This is a genomic window from Citrobacter sp. Igbk 17 (assembly GCF_028069775.1).
GTDB lineage: Bacteria > Pseudomonadota > Gammaproteobacteria > Enterobacterales > Enterobacteriaceae > Citrobacter.
The window spans coordinates 14,608-39,216 of the sequence record NZ_JANEWI010000026.1 but is presented as its reverse complement, the minus strand read 5'-3'; the positions used below and the strand labels follow the sequence as shown (position 1 = coordinate 39,216).

Below are 24,609 nucleotides of genomic sequence, written 5' to 3'. Positions count from 1 at the left end.
TTATTTCCCGGATACAAAAAAATTGTCGCCACTATACGGAAAGCGCAATCTTTCGTCGACTAGCCAAAGGAAGATGTGCATGAAAATTTTCTGTTCTGCTGGCGAGTCCGTGAATTCTGAGTGGACTCCCAGCATTACAGTCGTTCAAAAACAGTCAACTAGCAGTAAAGTTTGCAGAACATCACATTTTTCCCCTACGCTGACGGTTTCACTTCCGGCTCATCGGCGGTGTCGCCCGTATGTTTACCTTCATCCGTGCCTTGCCAGCCATGGCGTTGAATTAACGATAAATGTTGACGATCTTCGGCAATAATTTCACTCAGCATTGCACTGGTACGCTTATATACAGCCGCACGGGAAATCGCGTCATCTTCGCCTTTCACCATCTCCTCAACCATCAATATATTGAAGCGCCGGAAGACGTCAGCGCGCTCACGTGCTTCATAGCGCCCAAGCCCGAGACTTTCCAACGCCAGTCGTCCGGTTTTTAATGCGCCTTCGAAGGTTTCACGTTCCGGCATTTCCACCCCGGCCTGGCGCAGGCGAATGTAGTGATCCACATCGCGCGCTCGGGCAATAATTTGCAGATGCGGGAAGTGATCTTTCACCATCTCGGTCAGTTGCAGGCTGGTTTGGGGATCGTCGATGGCATTAATGATCACTTCCGCTTTGGCTGCTCCCGCAGACTCCAGCAGATCCATTCGCGTCGCATCACCATAGAAAACCTTCATACCAAATTTGCGCAACGTCTCAACATGATCCGGATCGTGATCAAGGACCACCATCTTGACACCACTCGACAGCAGCAGACGACCGGTTATCTGGCCGAAGCGTCCAAACCCAGCGATGATGACTCGCGGTTGCTCTTCATCAATTTCATCTGCTTCACGTTCTTCACCGGTAGCCGATTTTTCCAGACGCGTCAGGACAACCAGTAAAATCGGGGTAGCCGCCATCGATAATGCCACCGCCAGCGTCAGTGCTTTCGCCCATTCGGGATCGAGCACATTTGCCATTTGCGCCGCGCCAAATACCACGAAAGCAAATTCACTGCCCTGCCCTAATAATACGGCAAACCAGCGACGCTGCTTACCCGGCACCTGTAATGGCCGGGCAATAAGCCACAGCATCACGGTTTTAATTACCAGGAAACCGACCAACAGAACGATAATACGCAATGGGTTATCAATCAGCGTACCAAAATCGATAGACATACCCACGCCGATGAAAAACAGCCCCAACAGCAGGCCTTTAAACGGCTCAATGTCGCTTTCCAACGCATGACGATACTCAGAGCTCGCCAACAGAACGCCCGCCAGAAACGCGCCCATCGCCATTGATAACCCGACTTCTTCCAGCAGCAAGCCAAAGCCGAAAACAAGAAACAGCGCGACGGCACTGAACACTTCTCGCAGGCCCGAGCGGGCGACAAAACGCAATGCCGGACGCGTGACATAACGCCCTAACAGCACCACCAACGTCAGCGCCCCCGCCACTTTAAGCGCCGACAGCGCAAATGCCCCCAGTGTTGTCGATGCACCGCTCGTCGCCAGTAGTGGGATCATCGCCACCAGCGGAATGGCTGCGATATCCTGGAACAACAGCACGGCAAACGCGCTACGCCCCATTTGCGAAACCATCAGGTTACGTTCATTCATTGCCTGCATCGCAATCGCGGTGGATGAAAGCGCCAGCGTCATACCGATCAGCTCCGCCACCTGCCAGCGCAGTCCGAGGAACATACAGAACAGGCCAATCAGCCCTCCACAGACCACCATCTGCAATGCACCGCCGCCAAACACCGAGGCCCGCAGCTTCCACAGACGCTGTGGATCCAGCTCCAGACCAATAACAAACAGCATCAGCACTACGCCGATTTCCGCAAAATGCAGGATAGATTCGGCGTCCGTCACCAGCCTCAAGCCCCACGGGCCGATAATGCACCCGGCGATGAGATAGCCCAATACCGACCCTAAACCCAGGCGCACGGCGATGGGTACAATCAGCGCTGCCGAACCGAGATAAATCAGCGCCTGTATCAGCGTATGACTATCCATGGTGTTCCTCCTGCCATTCCATCAGACGTTGTTTATAGTGGCGCGCCTGCGCCTGTAGCGTTTCATCATCACAGATGAACGTACAGTGCATGGCAAACGGTGGCAGCCATTTGAGTCCGCAATATAATGCCGTGGCCTGTAAAGGCTGGGAAAGCACGTCAAACCCGGGGTGGGAACCGATATCAAAGTGGTTTTCACCGCCGCCAGTGGTTACTGCCCACATCAGGTGTTTGCCATGCAGCGCGGTGCCGCCGTGACCATACGCCCAGCCGTGGGAGAGGACCTTATCCATCCACAGTTTGAGTAACGGAGGTGTGCTGTACCATTGCATGGGATGTTGCCAGATAATCAGGCTCGCACGTGACAGCGCGTCCTGTTCTGCGGCGATATCGATATTGAAATCGGGATAGAGTTCGTAGAGCGAACGAACCTCCACTCCCTCCAGTGTCCTTACCTGCTCAAGCATCCGCTTATTCGCATGCGAATGCTGCGGATAAGGATGTGCATAAATGATGAGAATCATGATTAGCCTGCTTCACTGCATTATTGTAATAACAGTGAGTTTAGTCAGTTAATCCGCAGGCTAAAAGCCAATATTATTGAGGCCTATACACAAAATCATTCATGTTGCATCAAGGCGGCAAGGGAATGACAAATTCGTCTGGAACGAATTTGAACAGCCGAAGGCTGCCTTCGGTGAGGGACATGGATGTCCCTCATTCATCCCCAGGAGCTTACTAAAGTAAGTGACTGGGCCGAGTAATGCGCAGCCAACACTGAGGCAACTTGAAGGATGAAGTGTATATTAGTTATCTAACTCACTCATATCTTTAACCTGATCGCGGTTAATTTGTTCCGTCTTACCCGTTTCCGCATTTTTATACGAGACCAGGCCCGTATCTTCATCCACTTGCGGTTTGCCATCGGTGACGATCGTTTTACCGTCGGTCGTTTTGACCGCCTGATTAGAGGAACAACCGGCAACGGTAAACAGTGCTGCGGCGGTAAAAATGGAGGTGATCAGAATATGTTTTTGCATGGTGTTCTCCCTGCTTTTCAGTCATTTTCAGTGATATACCCGTTAACTGTAGGCTAACTAACTGAGTCACAGGGAAAATACAGAACACTCTTAACCGCTCGCTCTGGACATCGGTTTTCTACGAATCGTCATTTGACTGGTTTGCGTCAGCGTCAATCCTCGCGTTTCTGGCGCGAAGGCAATAGAAACCAGCAGGCCAATCAACGAAATCCCTGCCCCCATTAACATCACGGAGTTGATCCCATATTTCGTGATGAAGATCGGCAGTGCCCATGTTGAAACAATGGTTCCGATGCGGCTCAATGACATGATCACACCAACGGCAGACGCACGAATATCGGTAGGGAACAGTTCATTAGGATACAACCATTGCAGATTCCCTGGCCCCCCAGAGAAAAACGCATACACAGCGAAAGCCAGCACCACCAGCCAGGCCCCCATATCCGGGATCAACCCCAGAGCGGCCAACGCCAGCGTCATCATGATAAAGCTGCCAATCAACAACGGCCGACGACCTGCGCTATTGAGCCAGAACATCGGTGGAATACAGCCCAGCATGAAACACAGGCTGATCACCACATTCCCCAACGCGGCGCTTTTTCCAACACCAAGGCCCAGCAAGCCAACAATCTGCGGACCAAAAGTGTAAATAGCAAACATCGGGATCACCTGGCAGGTCCAGATAGCCGCGACAAACAAAACAAATGGAAAGTGACGACGATTAAACAGCTGAAGAAAACGGGTTTCCTGTGGCGCTTCTTCATCGAACACCACCGGTTCACCGAACAGTTTGATCATCATCGCTTCACACTCTTTCACCCGGCCTTTTCGCAATAGCCAGCGCGGCGATTCAGGAAGATCAAAACGGCCTATCAGGATCAAAATGCAGGGGATCACGGCGCTGCCGAGCATCCAGCGCCATCCGCCCTCAACATCATACAGCCAGTAGCCGACCAGATCGGCGCAGGTGGCACCGACATACCACATCGCGGCAATAAAACCGATGGAGAACGCGCGTTGACGGGTATTGGAAAACTCGGTGATCATCGAGGTCGCAATCGGGTAATCGGCGCCAATAACCACCCCAATTAATACACGCATCACTAACAACTCAACGGGCGAGGTCACAAACATCGTCGCCGCCGATATCACGCCAATGGCGATAATATCGATGATGAACATTTTGCGCCGCCCGACCTTATCGGAAATGTAACCAAACAGCGACGTACCGACAAATAGCCCGGCCAACGTTCCGGCACCCAGCAGGCCAATCCACTCGGCATCCAGTTTTAACGCTGGCGTGAGCTGCTCCAGCGCAACACCAATCATCACCAGCACATATCCATCCAGGAATGGTCCACCGCTGCCCCACAGCATTATCCGGCGGTGAATAGAGGTAAATTTGATGTCATCAAAGTTCCTGGGCTGCTGCATAGCGACTTCCTGTTTCAACACGGGCAAAGCGTCATCTGTAGGCCGGATAAAGCGTTTACGCCACCATCCGGCATTGGCGCCACATGATTGCCGGATGGCGATGCTACCGCATCTTATCCGGCCTACGGGGCACAACCTCGTACTTATTAGCCGTAGCGGAACTCCACGCCAAACGTCCCGCGCGGGTATTCCCATTTCTCCAGCGCCGTATCAAGTCCGAGAATTCGGCACGTCCCGCACTCAAGGCACCCGGCATAATCAAAACGCACGCTGCCATCATCCTGCTTTTTATACAGCCCCGCCGGACAGGCCTTAATCAGCACCTCCAGTACCTGTTTATCCGGCTGCGTTTTCAGAATGATATGTGGGCTCTCTTCATCCACATTGAATTTATTGACGCCCAGTTTGACGTCCACATTGACGGGAGATGTCATAATACGGTCACTCCTTTCAGGCCATCTTTCATCAGGTTGATGAAACCCACTTTCTTCGCATGGCGCAGGATTTTTTTACGCATGGGCACCGGAGCGGAACCATCCACGGTGAATAGATCGCGGGCAATACTGACCGCCATTTCGGGATAGGCGGTAAACATGCGTGGATTATCAAGAAATGCAGGCAGCTTTTGATACATGCGCATGTCGCGCATCGGGCCATCATCCAGGTGCTGATGGTATTCACCGAGCGACTGTTTGCTAAAGTCGTCACGCGTCATGGCAGAAAGCACTGTCTTCGCCGCGGCCTCACCTGCCGATATCGCTAAATCCATACCGCGGATGGTGAAGCCGAGATTCATACACATCCCGGCAGCATCACCGGCAATCAGAACGCCATCGCCTACCAGCTCAGGCTGCATATTCATTCCGGCTTCAGGTACGACGTGCGCGGCGTATTCCACCAGCTTGCCACCGGCAATCAGCGGCGCTACAGCCGGATGCTGTTTGAAATCTTCCAGCATTTGCGGGACCGATTTTTTCGCGTCTTTCAGATGATGAAGACCACAGACCAGACCCAGAGAGAGCGTTGTTTCATTTGTATACAGGAAGCCGCCTCCCATCAGGCCATCGGTTGGCGACCCGGCAAACAGACAGGCGGCGCCTTCGTTCCCCTGTAGCTGGAAACGATCTTCAATTACTGATTTTGGCAGTTCGATCAGCTCTTTCACACCAACGGCGACATGCGCAGCCTGAACGCGCTTTGCCATTCCCAACTTTTCTGCCAACAGAGAATTCACCCCATCGGCAAGGATCACCACTTTCGCTTCCAGAATATCGCCATCGGCTTCCACGCCCACGACTTTGCCATCGCGCTGCACGACGTTATCCACACGAATACCGGTAATGAGCTGAGCGCCGGCTTCTTCGGCCTGCTCCATCAGCCAGGCGTCAAACTTACTGCGTAATACGGAGTAAGAAACCTGCGACGATGCAGCATCCTCACCGTTGCAATAGTCGATAGTCATCGCCCCTTTGTCGGTCATAAAGGCGAGTTTTTCGTGGGTAATCACACGTTCAATCGGGGCTTGTTCGGCAAAGCCTGGGATAATGCGCTCCAGACTATGCGCATACATGCGCCCGCCGGTGACATTCTTCGCGCCAGCAGAATTTCCGCGCTCGATAACCAACACTTGTGCGCCTTCGCGGGAGAGCACTAGCGCCGCAACCGAACCGGCCAGGCCTGCACCCACGATGATGGCATCAAAGATATCTTCGGACATAACAAACTCCTCTCTGCAGCAGGGTACTCTCGTACCCTGCCCGATATGGTTTAGCGCGCTAAGGCGGCCGTCAGCGCAGGCAGGATCTTCAGTGCATCACCAACGATGCCGAAATCCGCGTACTGGAAGATCGGTGCATTTTTGTCTTTGTTGATAGCGAAGATCGTCTGCGCGCCGTTGGCGCCAACCATATGTTGGATCTGCCCGGAGATCCCCACGGCCAGATACAGTTCAGGTTTCAACATCAGGTTAGAAATACCAACGTAACGCTCGTGTTCCATCCACTTCTCGTTCTCCGCTACCGGGCGGGAACAGGCCAGCTCAGCGCCAATCGTCTGACACAGCGCTTCAGCCAGAGAGATATTTTCTTTGCTGCCGATACCACGTCCCACGCTGACCACCAGACGAGCCTTGTCAAGATCGACACTGTTGCTCTGACGCGCCTGAGTTGCCGTACGGGTCACGGCAATGGCCGGAGCCTGCCATTGCACGGTGTGCATCTCGCCGTTACGGGAGGTATCTGGCTGTTGGGCGTCAAATGTCCCGCTACTAAGCGTCAGTACGGCAAACGGTGACGCGATGGTTTCCGCTCCCATTGCCAGGCCACCGTAGACCATATGTTTGACCGCTGCTTTCCCGTCCTGCAATGTCACTGCACTGGCATCATTGGAAACTGCCGCTGACAAACGAAAACCCAGTTTTGCCGCTAACAACTTGCCGCGACGCGTATTCGGCAGCAGTACCGCACCCCCTTCGCTGTGCTGACGAATCGTCTCAGCCATTACCCCGGCATAATCCTCCACCATGCGATCTTCTGGTTTACCGCTAAGCAACCAGGCATGATCCGCACCCAATTGGAATGCCATCGCGCTATCAGCGTCATTCAGTACGAATGTGTTAACTTTTTCACCTAAAGCCTGCGCACCACTCATCAGTTCCGGCAGACGAGAAGGGGTATCGCTGAATACCCAGACACTGGAAAACTTGTTCATAACATCCCCTGATAATTAAATGATTTTGCGAAGATTCTCGACAAACGCGGCAATCTGTTCTTCACCGTCACCTTCAATCACAACGCGTTGACGCTCGCGTTGTTTCGGTGCGGCAACCTGTTGTACGGAATACGCCTGTGCGCCAGTAAATCCAATGTCCGCTGGCGACCAGACCTGAACCGGCTTTTTCGCTGCACCGAGAATGGCTTTCATCGAAGGGATTTGTGGCGTGTTGATGTCAGTTGAGACCGCAATCACCGCCGGCAGCGGTATGCTCAGGGTCTCAATTTCATCTTCCAGTTCGCGTTCTACTGTAAGGGTGTTATCCGTTAGGGACAGGATCTTGCTTACACCGTTAATCGCCGGGATATTCAGTGCTTCGCCCACCAGCAGACCAACCTGCTGTGCGTACAAATCGGAAGAACCATCACCACAGATAATCAGATCAAAGCCTGATTTTTGTGCGGCAGCGGCCAGTGCGCTCGCGGTATGTTGTGGCAGCGCCTGTTCAAACTGATCGTCAATCACGACAATCAGCTCATCAGGGCCACGGGAGAGCACATCTTTACGCCCTTTGGCGTTGGTCAGTGCTTTCCCACCCACGCTCATGGCGACAACCTGTGCTTCTCCTTGCTGCTGTTTTAACTGACACGCAGCTTCGATTGCATTCAGATCATATTGGCTGATTTTGCCATCCGCTTTGCTGAAATCCAGTGAACCGTCAGCATTATTAATTGCAATATCCTGTTCATCAGGTACGCATTTGTAGCAAGTAATTATCTTCATTGCATCTCCAGAAATCATGAAGGAAACGTTATTTATATCGGCGGTGTTAAATACAAATATCACGCTCTTTAATTCGGAAATAAAACATTAATCACCAATATTGAAAATGTCACACATTGATATTCATAACTTTCAATAGTGTTATGCATCTCACCAATATTGAAAGAAACGTGTCAAACAGGAAAATTTTCAATATTGTTTGCTGGTTCAACAATATTGAAAGATAAACACTTAAAAAAGTTAAAAAACCAATCACAAGTAATTGAATATTAAGTATTAATATTGATATTTAAGCCAAAATTGCCAGCATAAAAAATCGTGATGCACATCACAGAACCACCCGTTACGAATACCCATTATGAGTTACTCACTGAGGCGCCCCAGAGGTTAAATAGTTATCAACAAATCATTAATAATAAATAAACAAAAGATTACAAACGGGAACGCTAAATAAATTTCGTTTTCACACTGGAATTCAATTATGAAAAATGAAAAGAGAAAGTCGGGAATTGAACCTAAGGTTTTCTTTCCGCCATTAATAATTGTCGGGATACTTTGCTGGCTAACAGTAAGAGATCTTGATGCCGCTAATGTGGTTATTAATGCGGTATTTAGTTATGTCACCAATGTCTGGGGTTGGGCATTTGAATGGTATATGGTCATCATGCTCTTCGGCTGGTTCTGGCTGGTTTTTGGTCCGTACGCCAAAAAGAAATTAGGCGACGAAAAACCAGAATTTAGCACCGCCAGCTGGATTTTTATGATGTTCGCCTCCTGTACATCCGCTGCCGTACTGTTCTGGGGCTCGATAGAGATCTACTACTATATCTCTACGCCCCCCTTTGCTCTCGCCCCGAACTCTACAGGTGCGAAAGAGATAGGCCTGGCATACAGCCTGTTCCACTGGGGGCCGCTGCCATGGGCAACCTATAGCTTCCTCTCCGTTGCCTTCGCCTACTTCTTCTTTGTGCGCAAAATGGACGTCATCCGCCCCAGCTCTACACTGGTGCCGCTGGTTGGCGAAAAGCATGCAAAGGGCTTGTTCGGAACGATCGTCGATAACTTCTATCTGGTGGCGCTGATCTTTGCGATGGGTACCAGTCTCGGTCTGGCGACACCGCTGGTAACCGAGTGTATGCAGTACCTGTTCGGCATTCCGCATACGCTGCAATTAGATGCCATCATCATTACCTGCTGGATCATCCTGAACGCTATTTGCGTAGCCTGTGGCCTGCAAAAAGGGGTCAAGATCGCCAGTGATGTGCGTAGCTACCTGAGTTTCCTGATGCTCGGTTGGGTGTTTATCGTCAGCGGTGCCAGCTTCATCATGAACTACTTCACCGACTCCGTCGGGATGCTGCTGATGTATTTGCCGCGCATGTTGTTCTATACCGATGCTATCGGCAAAGGCGGCTTCCCGCAGGGCTGGACCGTCTTCTACTGGGCATGGTGGGTCATTTACGCCATCCAGATGAGTATCTTCCTTGCACGTATTTCTCGTGGTCGTACCGTACGTGAACTGTGCTTCGGGATGGTGCTCGGCCTGACCGCTTCGACCTGGATCCTGTGGACTGTCCTTGGCAGTAACACGCTGCTGCTGATGGATAAAAACATCCTCAATATCCCGCAGTTGATTGAACAACACGGTGTGGCGCGCGCCATTATCGAAACCTGGGCCGCCTTACCATTTAGCACCGCCACGATGTGGGGATTCTTTATCCTCTGCTTCATTGCCACTGTCACTCTGATTAACGCCTGTTCCTATACCCTGGCGATGTCGACCTGTCGCGAAGTTCGCGACGGTGAAGAACCACCGCTGCTGGTCCGTATCGGGTGGTCCGTCCTGGTGGGCATCATCGGTATTGTTCTGCTGGCACTGGGAGGATTGAAGCCGATTCAAACTGCCATCATTGCCGGGGGATGTCCGCTGTTCTTCGTCAACATCATGGTAACGCTGTCCTTTATTAAAGACGCCAAAGTGCACTGGAAAGACAAGTAATTCTCATTAACCCAATTGATCAAGAGGCTGAAAGATGGATTTCAACTTAAATGACGAACAGGAACTGTTTGTCGCCGGTATTCGTGAACTGATGGCCAGTGAGAACTGGGAAGCTTATTTTGCCGAGTGCGATCGCGACAGCGTCTATCCAGAACGTTTTGTAAAAGCACTGGCGGATATGGGGATTGATAGCCTGCTGATCCCGGAAGAACACGGTGGTCTGGAAGCGGGTTTCGTCACCGTTGCCGCCGTCTGGATGGAACTGGGTCGTCTTGGCGCACCGACTTACGTGTTGTACCAATTGCCAGGAGGTTTTAACACTTTCCTGCGTGAAGGCACACAGGAGCAAATTGATAAAATCATGGCGTTCCAGGGAACCGGTAAGCAGATGTGGAACTCAGCTATCACCGAACCGGGAGCGGGATCAGATGTTGGTAGTCTGAAAACCACTTATACACGTAAAAATGGTAAGGTTTATCTTAATGGCAGTAAGTGTTTTATCACCAGTAGCGCCTATACCCCGTATATCGTGGTGATGGCGAGAGATGGTGCATCGCCGGATAAACCTGTTTATACCGAGTGGTTTGTTGACATGAGCAAAGCAGGTATCAAGGTCAACAAGCTGGAGAAACTTGGTCTGCGCATGGATAGCTGCTGTGAAATCACCTTTGATGACGTCGAACTGGATGAGAAAGACATGTTCGGTCGGGAAGGTAATGGTTTCAACCGCGTAAAAGAAGAGTTTGACCACGAACGTTTCCTCGTCGCGCTGACCAACTACGGTACGGCAATGTGCGCCTTTGAAGATGCGGCGCGCTACGCTAATCAGCGTGTACAGTTTGGCGAAACTATCGGCCGTTTCCAGCTGATTCAGGAGAAGTTCGCACACATGGCGATCAAACTGAACTCCATGAAAAACATGCTGCTGGAAGCCGCATGGAAAGCGGATAACGGCACCATTACCTCGGGCGACGCGGCAATGTGTAAATACTTCTGCGCCAATGCAGCGTTCGAAGTGGTAGACAGCGCTATGCAGGTACTGGGTGGCGTGGGTATCGCGGGCAACCATCGCATTACCCGTTTCTGGCGTGACCTGCGTGTTGACCGTGTTTCTGGTGGTTCTGACGAAATGCAGATCCTGACGTTGGGTCGTGCGGTACTCAAGCAATACCGCTAAGTGGGATGCCGGATGGCGCTGCGCTTATCCGGCCTACAACTAACTGCCAGGAGCAAAAGAATGAATCATTTACCAATGCCAACCTTTGGGCCGCTTGCCGGGCTGCGGGTTGTCTTTTCAGGAATTGAAATTGCCGGGCCGTTCGCTGGGCAAATGTTTGCCGAATGGGGTGCGGAAGTTATCTGGATAGAGAACGTGGCATGGGCCGATACCATCCGCGTGCAACCCAACTACCCGCAGCTTTCACGCCGTAACCTGCACGCACTCTCGCTCAATATTTTCAAAGATGAAGGCCGGGAAGCATTTCTGAAATTAATGGAAACCACCGACATCTTCATCGAAGCCAGTAAGGGCCCGGCCTTTGCCCGTCGCGGCATTACTGATGAGGTATTGTGGGAGCATAACCCGAAACTGGTTATCGCCCACCTTTCCGGCTTCGGTCAGTTTGGCACCGAGGAGTACACCAATCTTCCGGCTTATAACACCATCGCGCAGGCATTCAGCGGCTATCTGATCCAAAACGGCGACGTTGATCAACCTATGCCCGCCTTCCCATACACCGCCGATTACTTTTCTGGCATGACCGCAACCACCGCCGCGCTGGCTGCGCTGTACAAAGTGCGCGAAACAGGGAAAGGGGAAAGTATTGACGTTGCCATGTACGAAGTGATGCTGCGTATGGGTCAGTACTTCATGATGGATTACTTCAACGGCGGCGAAATTTGCCCACGCATGACCAAAGGTAAAGACCCCTACTACGCCGGTTGTGGTCTGTACAAATGTGCTGATGGCTACATTGTTATGGAACTGGTTGGTATCACGCAAATCAACGAGTGCTTTAAAGATATTGGTCTGGCTCACATCCTCGGTACCCCTGAAGTCCCGGAAGGCACTCAGCTTATCCATCGCGTTGAATGCCCATACGGCCCATTAGTCGAAGAAAAACTGGATGCCTGGCTGGCGGAACACACGATTGCCGAGGTCCAGGCACGCTTTGCCGAGCTGAACATCGCTTGCGCGAAAGTACTGACTATTCCAGAACTGGAAGGCAACCCGCAGTACGTTGCCCGTGAATCCATTACTCAGTGGCAAACGATGGATGGTCGCACCTGCAAAGGGCCAAACATCATGCCGAAATTCAAAAATAATCCGGGGAAAATCTGGCGTGGCATGCCATCACACGGCATGGATACCGCCGCCATTCTGAAAAATATCGGTTATAGCGAAGCAGACATAAATGAGCTGGTCGGCAAAGGCCTGGCCAGGGTTGAGGAATAAACGCGACGCGCTAACCCACGGGTTTGGTTAGCGCTCACGCCTGTTTTCAGTGGATAAAGCAATATGGATATCGTTGGCGGACAAAACTTACGTCAGATGTGGGACGACCTGGCCGGGGCGTACGGAGATAAAACGGCACTTATTTTCGAATCCTGCGAAGGAAACGTTCAGCAGTTTAGCTATGCCTCGCTCAATGAAGAGATTAACCGCACGGCAAACCTGTTCCATTCCTTAGGGGTCCGCAAGGGCGATAAGATCGCATTGCATCTGGATAACTGTCCGGAGTTTATTTTTTGCTGGTTTGGACTGGCAAAAATCGGTGCCATTATGGTCCCGATCAATGCCCGTCTGCTGGGTGAAGAAAGCGCCTGGATCCTGCGAAACAGTCAGGTGCGCCTGCTGGTCACCAGCGCCCAGTTTTATCCTATGTACCGCCAGATACGCCTGGAAAACGAGACACCACTGAATCACATCTGTCTGATTGGCGATCGGCTTCCGGCGGATGACGGCATGAGCCACTTTTCCCTCCTGAAAGACCGACAGTCGGCCACGCTATGCTATACACCTGCGCTATCCACTGACGACACGGCAGAAATTCTGTTTACCTCAGGCACCACCTCGCGGCCTAAAGGGGTGGTGATTACCCACTACAACCTGCGTTTTGCAGGTTACTACTCTGCCTGGCAGATCGCCCTGCGCGATGATGATGTGTACATGACGGTGATGCCCGCCTTCCATATCGACTGCCAGTGCACGGCTGCAATGCCGGCATTTTCATCAGGGAGCACTTTCGTGCTGATTGAGAAGTACAGCGCCCGGGGCTTCTGGGACCAGGTACGTAAATATCAAGCGACGGTGACGGAATGCATCCCGATGATGATCAGAACGCTGATGGTACAGCCCGCCTCACCGACGGACAGGCAACATCATCTACGTGAAGTGATGTTCTACCTCAACTTATCAGAGCAGGAAAAAGACGACTTTACCGGTCGCTTTGGTGTCAGGCTGCTGACCTCCTACGGTATGACAGAAACTATCGTCGGCATTATTGGCGACCGTCCAGGAGACAAACGGCGCTGGCCTTCAATTGGTCGTGTCGGCTTTAGCTATGAAGCAGAAATCCGCGACGACCAAAACCGCCCCCTGCCCGCCGGTGAAATTGGTGAAATATGCATTAAAGGCGTGCCGGGTAAAACGATTTTTAAAGAGTACTACGCTCAGCCAGAAGCAACGGCTAAAGCGCTGGAGCCGGAGGGCTGGCTACATACCGGTGATTCGGGTTACCAGGACGAGGATGGCTTTTTTTATTTTGTCGACAGACGCTGCAATATGATTAAACGCGGCGGAGAAAATGTCTCTTGCGTTGAGCTGGAAAATATCATTTCTGCACATCCGAAAATTCAGGACATTGTTGTTGTCGGTATCAAGGACACTATCCGTGATGAAGCGATTAAAGCATTTATTGTCCTGAATGAAGGTGAAACATTAAGCGAGGCCGAGTTTTTCAGCTTCTGCGAACACAATATGGCGAAATTTAAGGTTCCCTCTTTTATGGAGATCAGAACCGACCTGCCGCGAAATTGTTCAGGGAAAATAATTAAAAAAAATCTGAAATAACCTCTCTGGCAGGAATATCTCCTGCCTGAAAACCTATTTATCTGGAGATGAACCATGAGTGAATCATTACATCTGACCCGCAATGGCCCGATTCTGGAAATTACGCTGGACAGGCCCAAAGCAAATGCCATTGACGCCAAAACCAGCTTTAAAATGGGCGAAGTTTTTCTTAATTTCCGTGACGATCCTGAATTACGCGTCGCCATCATCACTGGTGGCGGTGAGAAGTTTTTTTCCGCAGGTTGGGACTTAAAAGCCGCAGCGGAAGGTGAAGCGCCGGATGCCGATTTTGGCCCAGGCGGCTTTGCCGGTTTAACCGAAATATTTGATCTCAATAAACCGGTCATCGCTGCGGTAAACGGCTATGCATTTGGTGGTGGTTTCGAGCTGGCGCTGGCGGCCGATTTTATCGTCTGCGCAGAGAACGCCAGCTTCGCCCTGCCGGAAGCAAAACTCGGTATCGTGCCGGACAGTGGCGGCGTACTGCGTCTGCCTAAACTGCTGCCGCCGGCTATCGTCAACGAAATGGTGATGACCGGCAGACGCATGAGCGCCGAAGAAGCGCTGCGTTGGGGGATTGTGAACCGTGTCGTTAGCCAGAGTGAATTGATGGACAGCGCCCGCGAACTGGCGCAACAACTGGTCAATAGCGCCCCGCTGGCTATCGCCGCGCTAAAAGAGATTTATCGCGCAACCAGCGAAATGCCGGTAGAAGAAGGCTACCGTTACATCCGTAGCGGCGTACTGAAACATTATCCGTCGGTACTGCATTCGGAAGATGCGCTGGAAGGACCACAGGCATTTGCGGAAAAACGCGATCCGGTGTGGAAAGGCCGTTAATCAAGACATGCCGGATGGCGGCGTAAACGCCTTATCCGGCCTACAAATACGGCATGTAAGTCAGATTAGCGCCATCCGGCAAAAAAGCGAGGAACAACCATGAGCTATTACGCCTTTGAAGGACTGATTCCGGTCGTACACCCGGATGCGTATGTCCACCCCAGCGCCGTGCTGATTGGCGATGTCATTGTGGGGGCGGGTGTGTATATAGGCCCGCACGCGTCACTGCGTGGTGATTATGGTCGTCTGATCCTCAAGGCAGGTTCTAATCTGCAGGATGGCTGTATCATGCACGGCTATTGCGACACCGATACCATTGTGCAAGAGAATGGACACATCGGTCATGGCGCTATTTTACATGGCTGCGTGGTAGGTCGGGATGCTTTGATTGGCATGAATAGTGTCATTATGGACGGTGCAGTGATTGGCGAAGAGAGCATCGTTGCCGCCATGAGTTTCGTCAAAGCCGGATTTCAGGGTGAGGCAAGACAGATGCTGGTTGGCTCACCGGCTCGCGTACTGCGCGAAGTCACCGATCAGGAGCTACACTGGAAACGGCTGAACACCAAAGAGTATCAGGATCTTGCAATCCGCTGTCAGACGGGCTTACACGAAACGCAGCCATTAACGCAGGTCGAAAAAAACCGACCGCGCCTGCAAGGCACGACGGATGTGAAGCCGAAATCAGCACAGTGATTGATGCCGGATGCGCTCACGCTAATCCGGCCTGTGAGTCAATCACCGTTATACCGCCATCAGGCAAACTGACAATTAGCGACGCATACTCTTGGAGAGCATCATTTGCCATTTCTGCTCACGGTTGAGCTCTGTTGGAGGAACCGCTGACAGGCGCGGCGTTTTCGCCATGCTCACCTTTTTTTCCTGCAAATTGTGATTCAACCTGCTGTAAAGATGAGAATCAATACTCACAACTTTCACCAGTCGCTGGCACTGACAGCCCCGACCGGCAATCTGATTGGGGATCATCTTAACTTCACAAACGATTTCCCCCACTTCGGACAGAATATAGGAGAGCGTATTAATCGCTTTGCAGTGTTCAATATCAAAATGGCGGGAAATTTCCTTTGCAGTGATCCAACGATCCTCAGCCATCATCCAGTCAGCAATTAACAAATAAAGCGGTCTTTCAACATATTTTTCACACATAAGCACACCATTTCACAAATTAAAAATCTGGCTACGGCCTGTCCAAATTAATAAAAACTAAGCCATATTAAAATTGTGGATATAAAGGATAGTATGCGACTTGAATGTTGATTAGTGTGAGCTATATCGTGCTTATTACATTGAAAATGTGGTTATGAAAGTGCATTTGGCCAGGAATGACCTTACTCGAATTTAAAAAAGGGTTTCTTTACAGAAACCCTTTCAAAATTATATTGCTGGTCAGGTTAACGCAATTATCACCGAACCTATTTTTTATGACTTTTTGATCTGCGCGTGCATTTCCTGGACAGAAGTCACCTTCTCGGTCGCATCTGCATTCAGCGCCATCGCCGTGGCAAAACCGCCGTTCAGCGTTGTGTCGTAATGCACCTTATACTGCAGCGCACTGCGGCGAATCAGCTTGGAGTCCTCAATCGCCTGACGACCTTCAGTGGTGTTGATGATGTAGGTGTATTCGCCATTCTTGATACGGTCCTGAATGTGCGGACGGCCTTCATGCACCTTGTTTACCAAACGTGGATTAATACCCGCTTCACCCAGCACAATCGCCGTACCGTGCGTAGCATCCAGCTCGAAACCAAACTTCAACAGTTTCGCCGCCAGGTCCACTACACGTTCTTTATCGCCTTCACGTACGGAGAGCAGCGCACGGCCCTGTTTTTTCATGGTAGAACTGCTGCCCAACTGTGCCTTAGCGAACGCTTCGGCAAAGGTACGCCCCACGCCCATGACTTCACCGGTAGAGCGCATTTCTGGCCCTAACAGCGGGTCAACACCTGGGAATTTGTTGAACGGCAGCACCACTTCTTTCACGGAGTAGTACGGCGGGATAATTTCTTTGGTTACGCCCTGCTGTGCCAATGTTTTACCCGCCATCACACGTGCCGCCACTTTCGCCAGCGGTACACCAGTGGCTTTAGAGACGAACGGTACAGTACGCGCTGCACGTGGGTTAACTTCAATCAGGTAAACTTCGTTGTTCTTCACGGCAAACTGGACGTTCATCAGGCCACGCACCTGCAGTTCGAAGGCCAGTTTCTGCACCTGTTGACGCATGACGTCCTGAATTTCCTGACTCAGCGTATAAGCAGGCAGAGAACATGCGGAGTCACCAGAGTGCACGCCCGCCTGTTCGATGTGTTCCATGATGCCGCCAATCAGCACCATTTCACCGTCACAAATGGCATCCACGTCAACTTCTACCGCATCGTCGAGGAAGCGATCCAGCAGCACTGGCGCGTCGTTGGACACGCTAACTGCCGTCTGGAAGTAACGACGCAGGTCGGCTTCGTCGTAGACAATTTCCATCGCGCGGCCGCCGAGAACGTAGGACGGACGCACCACCAACGGATAACCGATTTCTTTTGCTTTCTCAACAGCTTGCTCGATAGCGGTTACGGTGGCGTTGGCCGGTTGCTTCAGCTTCAGACGGTCAACCGCCTGCTGGAAACGTTCACGGTCTTCGGCACGGTCAATCGCATCCGGGCTGGTACCGATAACCGGAACACCTGCAGCTTCCAGCGCACGAGCCAGTTTCAGCGGAGTCTGACCACCGTACTGAACGATAACGCCTTTCGGCTTCTCGATACGCACGATTTCCAGCACATCTTCCAGCGTCACCGGCTCGAAGTACAGACGGTCAGACGTGTCGTAGTCGGTTGAAACGGTTTCCGGGTTACAGTTGACCATGATGGTCTCGTAACCGTCTTCACGCAGCGCCAATGAAGCGTGTACACAGCAGTAGTCGAATTCAATCCCCTGGCCGATACGGTTCGGACCACCACCCAGAACCATAATTTTATCGCGGTCTACGGACGGATTCGCTTCACACTCTTCTTCATACGTGGAGTACATGTAAGCAGTATCGGTAGCAAATTCTGCGGCACAGGTGTCAACGCGCTTGTAAACCGGGTGCAGCTTATACTGTTCACGCAGTTTGCGAATTTCTGCTTCGCGCACGCCAGCCAGTTTAGCCAGACGCGCATCGGCGAAGCCTTTGCGTTTAAGCATACGCAGGAAGTCAGCGTCGAGGCCGTTAATGCCCACGTCTGCCACTTTTTCTTCCAGACGCACCAGTTCTTCAATCTGCACCAGGAACCAGCGGTCAATGTTGGTCAGGTTGAACACACCATCGACGGACAGGCCAGCACGGAACGCATCAGCGATGTACCAGATACGCTCAGCGCCTGCGTCTTTCAGCTCACGGCGGATTTTAGTCAGTGCTTCCGGGTCATCCTGGCTTACTTTCGGGTCAAAACCGGTCGCGCCCACTTCCAGGCCACGCAGCGCTTTCTGCAGGGATTCCTGCTGGGTGCGGCCAATCGCCATCACTTCACCAACAGATTTCATCTGGGTAGTCAGACGGTCGTTTGCGCCCGCAAATTTCTCGAAGTTAAAACGTGGAATCTTCGTCACAACGTAGTCGATGGACGGCTCGAAAGATGCCGGAGTACGACCGCCAGTGATGTCGTTCATCAGCTCATCGAGGGTGTAACCCACCGCCAGTTTCGCCGCTACTTTCGCAATCGGGAAGCCTGTTGCTTTAGACGCCAGCGCTGAAGAGCGGGAAACGCGCGGGTTCATTTCGATGACAATCAGGCGACCATTTTTCGGATTCACCGCAAATTGCACGTTGGAACCACCGGTTTCAACGCCGATTTCACGCAGTACAGCCATCGAGGCGTTACGCATGATTTGGTATTCTTTGTCGGTCAGTGTCTGCGCCGGGGCAACCGTGATGGAGTCGCCAGTATGGATACCCATCGCGTCGAAGTTTTCGATGGAGCAGACGATGATGCAGTTGTCGTTTTTATCACGCACCACTTCCATCTCGTACTCTTTCCAGCCAATCAGCGATTCATCAATCAGCAGCTCGTTGGTTGGGGAGAGATCCAGACCGCGTTCGCAGATTTCTTCGAACTCTTCGCGGTTATAGGCGATACCGCCGCCGGTGCCGCCCATGGTGAAGCTGGGACGGATAATGCACGGGAAGCCAACATCAGCGGCAACCGCCAACGCTTCTTCCATGGTGTGGGCGATGCCTGAACGCGCAGTGTCGAGGCCGATTTTCTTCATCGCGATATCGAAGCGACGACGGTCTTCTGCTTTATCAATGGCATCTGCCGTCGCGCCAATCATGGTCACGCCGAACTCAGCCAGTACGCCCTGACGTTCCAGTTCCAGCGCACAGTTCAGCGCCGTCTGGCCGCCCATAGTCGGCAGCACCGCATCCGGGCGCTCTTTTTCGATAATTTTGCGTACCACCTCCCAGTGAATCGGCTCGATATAGGTTGCATCAGCCATTTCCGGGTCGGTCATGATGGTTGCCGGGTTGGAGTTCACCAGAATGACGCGGTAACCCTCTTCACGCAGCGCTTTACACGCCTGCGCACCGGAATAGTCAAACTCACACGCCTGACCGATTACAATCGGACCCGCGCCCAGAATCAGGATACTTTTTATGTCTGTACGTTTTGGCATGGCTCTTATACTCCTGATTATTTCGCGGACTGACGGTATTGCTCAATAAGCTCGATAAAGTGGTCAAACAACGGCGCAGCGTCGTGCGGACCTGGGCTCGCCTCCGGGTGTCCCTGGAAGCTGAATGCCGGTTTATCGGTACGATGAATCCCCTGCAGGGTGCCGTCGAACAGTGACTTGTGGGTCACGCGCAGGTTGGCAGGCATGGAGGCCTCATCAACCGCAAAACCGTGGTTCTGCGCGGTGATCATCACGGTATTGTTATCAATATCTTTCACCGGATGGTTGCCGCCGTGGTGGCCAAACTTCATCTTGATGGTTTTTGCACCGCTCGCCAGCGCCAGCAGTTGATGACCGAGGCAGATGCCAAATACCGGAATATCGGTTTCGAGGAATTTCTGAATCGCGGTAATCGCGTAATCGCATGGCGCCGGGTCGCCAGGACCGTTGGACAAGAAGATACCGTCAGGATTCATCTTCAGGACCTCTTCTGCAGAGGTCTGCGCCGGTACTACCGTCAGGCGGCAACCGCGATCCGCTAACATACGCAGAATGTTGCGCTTGGCACCAAAATCATAAGCCACAACGTGGAACGGGAGTTCATCAGCAGATTTTGCTTCCGGTAAGTCACCTGCCAGCGTCCAGCTACCCTGCGTCCAACTATACGGCTCCGCAGTGGTCACTTCTTTCGCCAGATCCATACCGTTCAGGCCCGGAAATGCTTTGGCTTTTTCCAGCGCCAGTGCCGCATCCGGGTTGTCACCCGCAATAATGCAGCCGTTCTGTGCGCCCTTTTCACGCAGCAGGCGCGTCAGCTTACGGGTATCGATATCGGCAATCGCCACGATGTTATGGCGCTTCAGGTAAGAAGAAAGGTCTTCAGTATCGCGGAAGTTGCTGGCAATCAGCGGCAGGTCGCGAATGACCAGGCCTTGCGCATGTACCTGAGAAGATTCTGCATCGGCTTCATTGGTGCCGACATTACCGATATGAGGATAAGTAAGAGTGACGATTTGGCGGGAATAGGAAGGATCAGTGAGGATTTCTTGATAACCGGTCATTGAAGTATTGAAAACGACTTCCCCAACCGCCGAACCTGTTGCCCCTATGGCCCGACCGTGAAACTGGGTTCCGTCTTCCAGAACCAATAGCGCTGACTTAATCAAAACACCCTCCAGAGAATATTCACTCACTTTATTTGCATATTAATTCATTAACACACCATGAATCAATGCAAATTTGCTTACCTATGGATTTCTGGCAAACGGCGGCATTCTAGAGATAGCCCACGTAAAAGTCTACCCAAAAGGACAATTTTTATTATTATTTTGCGCCATTGACGAATTAACCCGCCTCCAGGCATCAAAAAGATCAACTAACTTAGAGTGGAAAACGCTTGCGGAGCAGGAAGAGTATCAAATCTCAGAAACAAGAGATAAAAAGTAGACCAAATGGTCAAAATTTACATTTAACCAACAAAAAAAGACAATGAAACTTATAAAAACAAGGCACTCAATTTAAAAACAACATCAAATAGATAAAATAAAGGGCAATAAAATATTGCCCTATGTAATCAAATAATTATGACTACAATAACCACATCACGAAGGGTAATAAACCTTACAAATTGCGTAAATCAAGCACATCTCGCATATCAAAAAGACCATTTGATTTAGATTTCAGCCAAATAGCCGATCTCACAGCACCGTTGGCGAATGTCATACGACTGGAGGCTTTATGCGTAATCTCGATGCGCTCACCAATATCAGCAAACATCGCGGTATGTTCCCCAACGATATCTCCCGCACGCACCGTAGCAAAACCGATAGTGCCCGGCACACGTTCACCGGTATAACCTTCACGCGCATAGACGGCACAGTCTTTTAAATCTTTATCCAGTGCCCCGGCTATCGCCTCCCCCATCGCCAGCGCGGTACCAGACGGCGCATCCACTTTATGGCGGTGGTGAGCTTCAATAATTTCAATGTCGGTATAGTCACCCATGACTTTCGCGGCTTTCTCCAGCAACTTCAGCATGACGTTAACGCCGACGCTAAAGTTAGCGGCGAAGACGATGCCAATATCCTGTGCGGCATCGTGAATAGCCTGTTTTCCCGCATCATCAAAACCAGTGGTACCAATTACCATGCCTTTGCCGTGCTGGCGACAAAACGCCAGATGTGTCAGCGTACCTTCAGGACGGGTAAAATCGATAAAAACATCAAAATCATCTTTTATCGCTTCAAGGCTGCTTTGCACGGTCACGCCCGTCTTTCCTGCGCCCGCCAGTTCCCCGGCATCGCTACCCAGTAAGGAAGAGCCTTCACGTTCCAGCGCCGCACCAAGCTGTACGCCATCCATACCCAGCGTGGCCTGAATCAACTGACGCCCCATGCGTCCTCCGGCTCCCGCGATGGCAACGCGGATTTGTGCATCATGCATAGCTATTCTCTTTTGTTAATTTTACGTAAATCGTTTTCAGATTAACCAGCGTATCGCTGCGCCGCCAGCCGAAAACGTCGATAATTAGAATTTAATGATAAACAGGGAAAGATATCAGTAAAAGGCATGACGCCACGGAATAAGCAGCGTCATATCGTTATATAGCGTGGAAATCAGGGGGCCAGTGCCAAAACGTGCGCCACCCACTGCTGGAATCCCTCAACGTTCAGCCCCAGTGCCACCTGGGCATTAGCGGGTTGCCCCAGCCGCCCTTCGATATCTACTACCGTTGTACCAGCGGTATATTCCCCCTGCGTTTCAACGGCGACAAAACAGGGCTTGAGCGTAAAGAGATCCGGGCGCACCAGCCAGGCAATCGCACAGAGGTCGTGCATTCGCAGCCCCGTATTCATGCTACCGCTACGGTAATGACTGAACAGCGCATGCAGCATTTTTCCGGTCTGATTAAGCCCTGGTAACGTCGCCAGATAATCCGGCGCAAGCATGGCCTGGTTGGTCACGTCCAGCCCGCACATTACAATCTCCAGCCCACTCTGGAATACTTTCGCTGCCGCTTCCGGGTCGATAGCAATATTAAACTCAGCGTTTGGCGTGAAGTTCCCGCGCCCAGCCGAACCGCCCATAATCACCAGGCGGTGAATATTGAAGGTACACTCAGGATAATGAGTGAGGAGCAACGCAATATTCGTTAAGGGGCCAATGGCGACCAACGTCACCGGTTGTGGGGCATGCATCAACGCGTCACGGATAGCCTGAAAAGCAGGTTTTGCCAGCGGCTGGCGGTCGTGCTCGACAAATTCGTACCCTTCCATGCCGGACTCCCCGTGTACAGAAGCAGCATCGCGCAACGGGCGCACCAGCGGCATGGATGCGCCCTGCGCCAGGGGAATATCCGCATTCCAGAAATGCAGCAACTGCAATGCGTTACGGGTGGTTTTTTCCACCGAAACATTGCCTGCTACCGTGGTCATTAGTTGTAGATCCAACTCAGGGGCAAACAACGCAGCGGCAATTGCAGCGGCATCATCAATGCCGGGATCGGTATCAAGAATGATCGGTAAGCGCATGGTTTCTCCAAAAAAAATGCCAGACGTTAAGTCTGGCATCTTCGCATAATCGTGACGTGAAAGACTTACTCTACTTCACGAACATCCACACGCAGTTCTTTAGGCACTTCGAAAACGATATTCTCTTCACGGCCTTCAAGCGGGATAGCTTCTCCACCGCCCAACTCCTGCAGACGAGCAATCACATTCTGAACCAGAATATCGGGTGCCGAAGCACCGGCCGTTACGCCCACACATTTCGCGGCTTTCACCCACTCTTCCTGGATATCAGTCGCATCATCAATCAGATACGCGGCTTTCCCCATCCGCTGCGCCAGTTCAGCCAGACGGTTAGAGTTAGACGAGTTTTTCGAGCCGACAACCAACACAACATCCGCCAGCTCCGCCAGCGCACGTACCGCTTCCTGACGGTTAGTGGTGGCATAGCAGATATCGTCTTTTCGCGGCCCGACGATTTTCGGGAAGCGTTGGCGCAGCGCGTCGATGACATCCGAAGTATCGTCAACGGAGAGCGTGGTCTGCGTCATGAAGGAAAGTTTACCTTCATTTTTCACGTCCAGTTTCAGCACATCTTCCGGTGATTCAACCAGATACATCCCCCCTTGCGGGTTGCTGTATTGGCCCATCGTACCTTCAACTTCCGGGTGCCCGGCGTGACCGATCAGGATCGACTCTTCGCCGCGACGGCTGGCCCGGGCGACTTCCATGTGCACCTTGGTCACCAACGGACAGGTCGCATCAAAAACTGTAAGGTCGCGGCCTTTGGCTTCGTTACGCACTGCCTGAGATACGCCGTGGGCTGAGAAAATCAAAATTGAGCCGTCTGGCACTTCACTGATTTGCTCAATAAAAATAGCGCCGCGCTCACGCAGGCTATCCACCACGTAGCGGTTATGCACCACTTCGTGACGGACATAAATCGGCGCGCCGTAAATAGCCAGCGCGTTTTCTACAATGCTGATAGCGCGGTCTACGCCAGCGCAGAAACCGCGCGGGTTGGCCAACAGGATCTGCATTTTACGCCTCCAGTACTGGTTCGACTTCCAGCACTTCAATATCAAAATGAACGGTATGCCCAGCCAGCGGATGGTTGAAATCAACCGTGATCGAATCACCGTTGATTTCGCGGATAACACCTGGCATCTCACTGCCGTCCATTGCGGTAAAGAGCATGATTGCGCCAATTTCTGGCTCACCCGCGTCCATAAATTCCCGACGCGAGAAATACTGAATTAAGTCCGGGCTGGTGATGCCAAAGGCCGCATCCGGTTCCAGGGAGAACGTGGTTTTATCGCCCTCTTTTAACCCCAGCAGGTGCTGCTCCAGTCCTTCAGACAGAGAACCATCGCCCAGGCGAAACAGCGCAGGCTTGCCGTTATTGCGGGTTGACTCTGCGGTGGAGCCATCGTCGAGCTTGAGGGTGAAGTGCACCAGCACCGCACTGTTACTCTGTACTGATTTAGACATGCAGGTTG

The 24,609-nt window shown here is 51.8% G+C and carries 21 protein-coding genes; 6 read left to right on the top strand and 15 right to left on the bottom strand.

Going from position 1 to position 24,609, the window contains the following annotated elements; translation table 11 throughout:
• Positions 1–194: 194 nt before the first annotated feature.
• From kefC to NNO08_RS15610, 8 genes are all read right to left on the bottom strand, one after another.
• Complete coding sequence (kefC, locus tag NNO08_RS15645) at positions 195–2,057, bottom strand: glutathione-regulated potassium-efflux system protein KefC (RefSeq protein ID WP_271457049.1); 1,863 nt, start codon at positions 2,055–2,057, stop codon at positions 195–197.
• On the bottom strand, positions 2,050–2,580 hold the full coding sequence (gene kefF, locus NNO08_RS15640) for a glutathione-regulated potassium-efflux system oxidoreductase KefF (RefSeq protein WP_048212726.1): 531 nt from the start codon (positions 2,578–2,580) through the stop codon (positions 2,050–2,052). The genes kefC and kefF overlap by 8 nt, the downstream gene beginning before the upstream one ends.
• A 282-nt stretch (positions 2,581–2,862) precedes the next feature.
• Complete coding sequence (locus NNO08_RS15635) at positions 2,863–3,096, bottom strand: YgdI/YgdR family lipoprotein (protein WP_202039530.1); 234 nt, start codon at positions 3,094–3,096, stop codon at positions 2,863–2,865.
• A 90-nt stretch (positions 3,097–3,186) separates the two neighbouring features.
• Positions 3,187–4,530 carry an MFS transporter gene (locus NNO08_RS15630; protein ID WP_271449975.1) on the bottom strand — a complete coding sequence of 448 codons (1,344 nt, stop codon included), beginning with the start codon at positions 4,528–4,530 and terminating at the stop codon, positions 3,187–3,189.
• Positions 4,531–4,676: 146 nt separating this feature from the next.
• A complete protein-coding gene (fixX, locus tag NNO08_RS15625) occupies positions 4,677–4,964 on the bottom strand; it encodes a ferredoxin-like protein FixX (protein WP_096758345.1) in 288 nt (95 codons plus the stop codon).
• Entirely contained in the window at positions 4,961–6,247 is a 1,287-nt protein-coding gene (locus NNO08_RS15620; protein WP_271457048.1) for an FAD-dependent oxidoreductase, read from the bottom strand. The genes fixX and NNO08_RS15620 overlap by 4 nt, the downstream gene beginning before the upstream one ends.
• 50 nt (positions 6,248–6,297) lie before the next feature.
• Positions 6,298–7,239, bottom strand: coding sequence for an electron transfer flavoprotein subunit alpha/FixB family protein (locus tag NNO08_RS15615; protein ID WP_271454653.1), 942 nt, complete (start codon positions 7,237–7,239; stop codon positions 6,298–6,300).
• A gap of 15 nt (positions 7,240–7,254) precedes the next feature.
• Positions 7,255–8,025: an electron transfer flavoprotein FixA gene (locus NNO08_RS15610; RefSeq protein ID WP_271440465.1), complete on the bottom strand. Its 771-nt coding sequence runs from the start codon at positions 8,023–8,025 to the stop codon at positions 7,255–7,257.
• A 481-nt stretch (positions 8,026–8,506) separates the two neighbouring features.
• Here NNO08_RS15610 and caiT point away from each other — a divergent pair, with 481 nt between their 5' ends.
• From caiT to caiE, 6 genes are all read left to right on the top strand, one after another.
• On the top strand, positions 8,507–10,024 hold the full coding sequence (gene caiT, locus NNO08_RS15605) for an L-carnitine/gamma-butyrobetaine antiporter (RefSeq protein ID WP_271440464.1): 1,518 nt from the start codon (positions 8,507–8,509) through the stop codon (positions 10,022–10,024).
• 34 nt (positions 10,025–10,058) lie between these two features.
• A complete protein-coding gene (caiA, locus tag NNO08_RS15600; RefSeq protein ID WP_137383761.1) occupies positions 10,059–11,201 on the top strand; it encodes a crotonobetainyl-CoA dehydrogenase in 1,143 nt (380 codons plus the stop codon).
• A 60-nt stretch (positions 11,202–11,261) separates the two neighbouring features.
• On the top strand, positions 11,262–12,479 hold the full coding sequence (caiB, locus tag NNO08_RS15595; RefSeq protein WP_271457047.1) for an L-carnitine CoA-transferase: 1,218 nt from the start codon (positions 11,262–11,264) through the stop codon (positions 12,477–12,479).
• A gap of 63 nt (positions 12,480–12,542) precedes the next feature.
• On the top strand, positions 12,543–14,096 hold the full coding sequence (caiC, locus tag NNO08_RS15590) for a crotonobetaine/carnitine-CoA ligase (RefSeq protein WP_271457046.1): 1,554 nt from the start codon (positions 12,543–12,545) through the stop codon (positions 14,094–14,096).
• Positions 14,097–14,150: 54 nt separating this feature from the next.
• Positions 14,151–14,936, top strand: a complete 786-nt coding sequence (gene caiD / locus NNO08_RS15585; RefSeq protein ID WP_271457045.1) for a crotonobetainyl-CoA hydratase — start codon at positions 14,151–14,153, stop codon at positions 14,934–14,936.
• A gap of 99 nt (positions 14,937–15,035) precedes the next feature.
• Positions 15,036–15,632: a carnitine operon protein CaiE gene (gene caiE, locus NNO08_RS15580; protein ID WP_271457044.1), complete on the top strand. Its 597-nt coding sequence runs from the start codon at positions 15,036–15,038 to the stop codon at positions 15,630–15,632.
• Positions 15,633–15,707: 75 nt separating this feature from the next.
• Here the strand turns inward: caiE and caiF are convergent, their stop codons facing one another.
• The 7 genes from caiF to fkpB form a co-directional block, all read right to left on the bottom strand.
• Positions 15,708–16,103 carry a carnitine metabolism transcriptional regulator CaiF gene (gene caiF, locus NNO08_RS15575; protein ID WP_003829705.1) on the bottom strand — a complete coding sequence of 132 codons (396 nt, stop codon included), beginning with the start codon at positions 16,101–16,103 and terminating at the stop codon, positions 15,708–15,710.
• Positions 16,104–16,376: 273 nt separating this feature from the next.
• Entirely contained in the window at positions 16,377–19,604 is a 3,228-nt protein-coding gene (gene carB, locus NNO08_RS15570; RefSeq protein WP_271457043.1) for a carbamoyl-phosphate synthase large subunit, read from the bottom strand.
• Positions 19,605–19,621: 17 nt separating this feature from the next.
• Positions 19,622–20,770: a glutamine-hydrolyzing carbamoyl-phosphate synthase small subunit gene (gene carA / locus NNO08_RS15565; protein ID WP_271440458.1), complete on the bottom strand. Its 1,149-nt coding sequence runs from the start codon at positions 20,768–20,770 to the stop codon at positions 19,622–19,624.
• A gap of 454 nt (positions 20,771–21,224) precedes the next feature.
• On the bottom strand, positions 21,225–22,046 hold the full coding sequence (gene dapB, locus NNO08_RS15560; protein ID WP_271449984.1) for a 4-hydroxy-tetrahydrodipicolinate reductase: 822 nt from the start codon (positions 22,044–22,046) through the stop codon (positions 21,225–21,227).
• 173 nt (positions 22,047–22,219) lie between these two features.
• Positions 22,220–23,134, bottom strand: a complete 915-nt coding sequence (rihC, locus tag NNO08_RS15555; protein ID WP_271440456.1) for a ribonucleoside hydrolase RihC — start codon at positions 23,132–23,134, stop codon at positions 22,220–22,222.
• A 65-nt stretch (positions 23,135–23,199) separates the two neighbouring features.
• Positions 23,200–24,150: a 4-hydroxy-3-methylbut-2-enyl diphosphate reductase gene (gene ispH, locus NNO08_RS15550; protein ID WP_271440455.1), complete on the bottom strand. Its 951-nt coding sequence runs from the start codon at positions 24,148–24,150 to the stop codon at positions 23,200–23,202.
• Between the two features lies 1 nt (position 24,151).
• Positions 24,152–24,601, bottom strand: coding sequence for an FKBP-type peptidyl-prolyl cis-trans isomerase (gene fkpB / locus NNO08_RS15545; RefSeq protein WP_137383771.1), 450 nt, complete (start codon positions 24,599–24,601; stop codon positions 24,152–24,154).
• Between the last annotated feature and the right edge of the window lie 8 nt (positions 24,602–24,609).

Coding starts and splice junctions, on each gene's coding strand:
- kefC (WP_271457049.1), bottom strand. CDS start 2,057: ATGGATAGTCATACGCTGATACAGGCGCTGATTTATCTCGGTTCGGCA.
- kefF (WP_048212726.1), bottom strand. CDS start 2,580: ATGATTCTCATCATTTATGCACATCCTTATCCGCAGCATTCGCATGCG.
- NNO08_RS15635 (WP_202039530.1), bottom strand. CDS start 3,096: ATGCAAAAACATATTCTGATCACCTCCATTTTTACCGCCGCAGCACTG.
- NNO08_RS15630 (WP_271449975.1), bottom strand. CDS start 4,530: ATGCAGCAGCCCAGGAACTTTGATGACATCAAATTTACCTCTATTCAC.
- fixX (WP_096758345.1), bottom strand. CDS start 4,964: ATGACATCTCCCGTCAATGTGGACGTCAAACTGGGCGTCAATAAATTC.
- NNO08_RS15620 (WP_271457048.1), bottom strand. CDS start 6,247: ATGTCCGAAGATATCTTTGATGCCATCATCGTGGGTGCAGGCCTGGCC.
- NNO08_RS15615 (WP_271454653.1), bottom strand. CDS start 7,239: ATGAACAAGTTTTCCAGTGTCTGGGTATTCAGCGATACCCCTTCTCGT.
- NNO08_RS15610 (WP_271440465.1), bottom strand. CDS start 8,025: ATGAAGATAATTACTTGCTACAAATGCGTACCTGATGAACAGGATATT.
- caiT (WP_271440464.1), top strand. CDS start 8,507: ATGAAAAATGAAAAGAGAAAGTCGGGAATTGAACCTAAGGTTTTCTTT.
- caiA (WP_137383761.1), top strand. CDS start 10,059: ATGGATTTCAACTTAAATGACGAACAGGAACTGTTTGTCGCCGGTATT.
- caiB (WP_271457047.1), top strand. CDS start 11,262: ATGAATCATTTACCAATGCCAACCTTTGGGCCGCTTGCCGGGCTGCGG.
- caiC (WP_271457046.1), top strand. CDS start 12,543: ATGGATATCGTTGGCGGACAAAACTTACGTCAGATGTGGGACGACCTG.
- caiD (WP_271457045.1), top strand. CDS start 14,151: ATGAGTGAATCATTACATCTGACCCGCAATGGCCCGATTCTGGAAATT.
- caiE (WP_271457044.1), top strand. CDS start 15,036: ATGAGCTATTACGCCTTTGAAGGACTGATTCCGGTCGTACACCCGGAT.
- caiF (WP_003829705.1), bottom strand. CDS start 16,103: ATGTGTGAAAAATATGTTGAAAGACCGCTTTATTTGTTAATTGCTGAC.
- carB (WP_271457043.1), bottom strand. CDS start 19,604: ATGCCAAAACGTACAGACATAAAAAGTATCCTGATTCTGGGCGCGGGT.
- dapB (WP_271449984.1), bottom strand. CDS start 22,046: ATGCATGATGCACAAATCCGCGTTGCCATCGCGGGAGCCGGAGGACGC.
- rihC (WP_271440456.1), bottom strand. CDS start 23,134: ATGCGCTTACCGATCATTCTTGATACCGATCCCGGCATTGATGATGCC.
- ispH (WP_271440455.1), bottom strand. CDS start 24,150: ATGCAGATCCTGTTGGCCAACCCGCGCGGTTTCTGCGCTGGCGTAGAC.
- fkpB (WP_137383771.1), bottom strand. CDS start 24,601: ATGTCTAAATCAGTACAGAGTAACAGTGCGGTGCTGGTGCACTTCACC.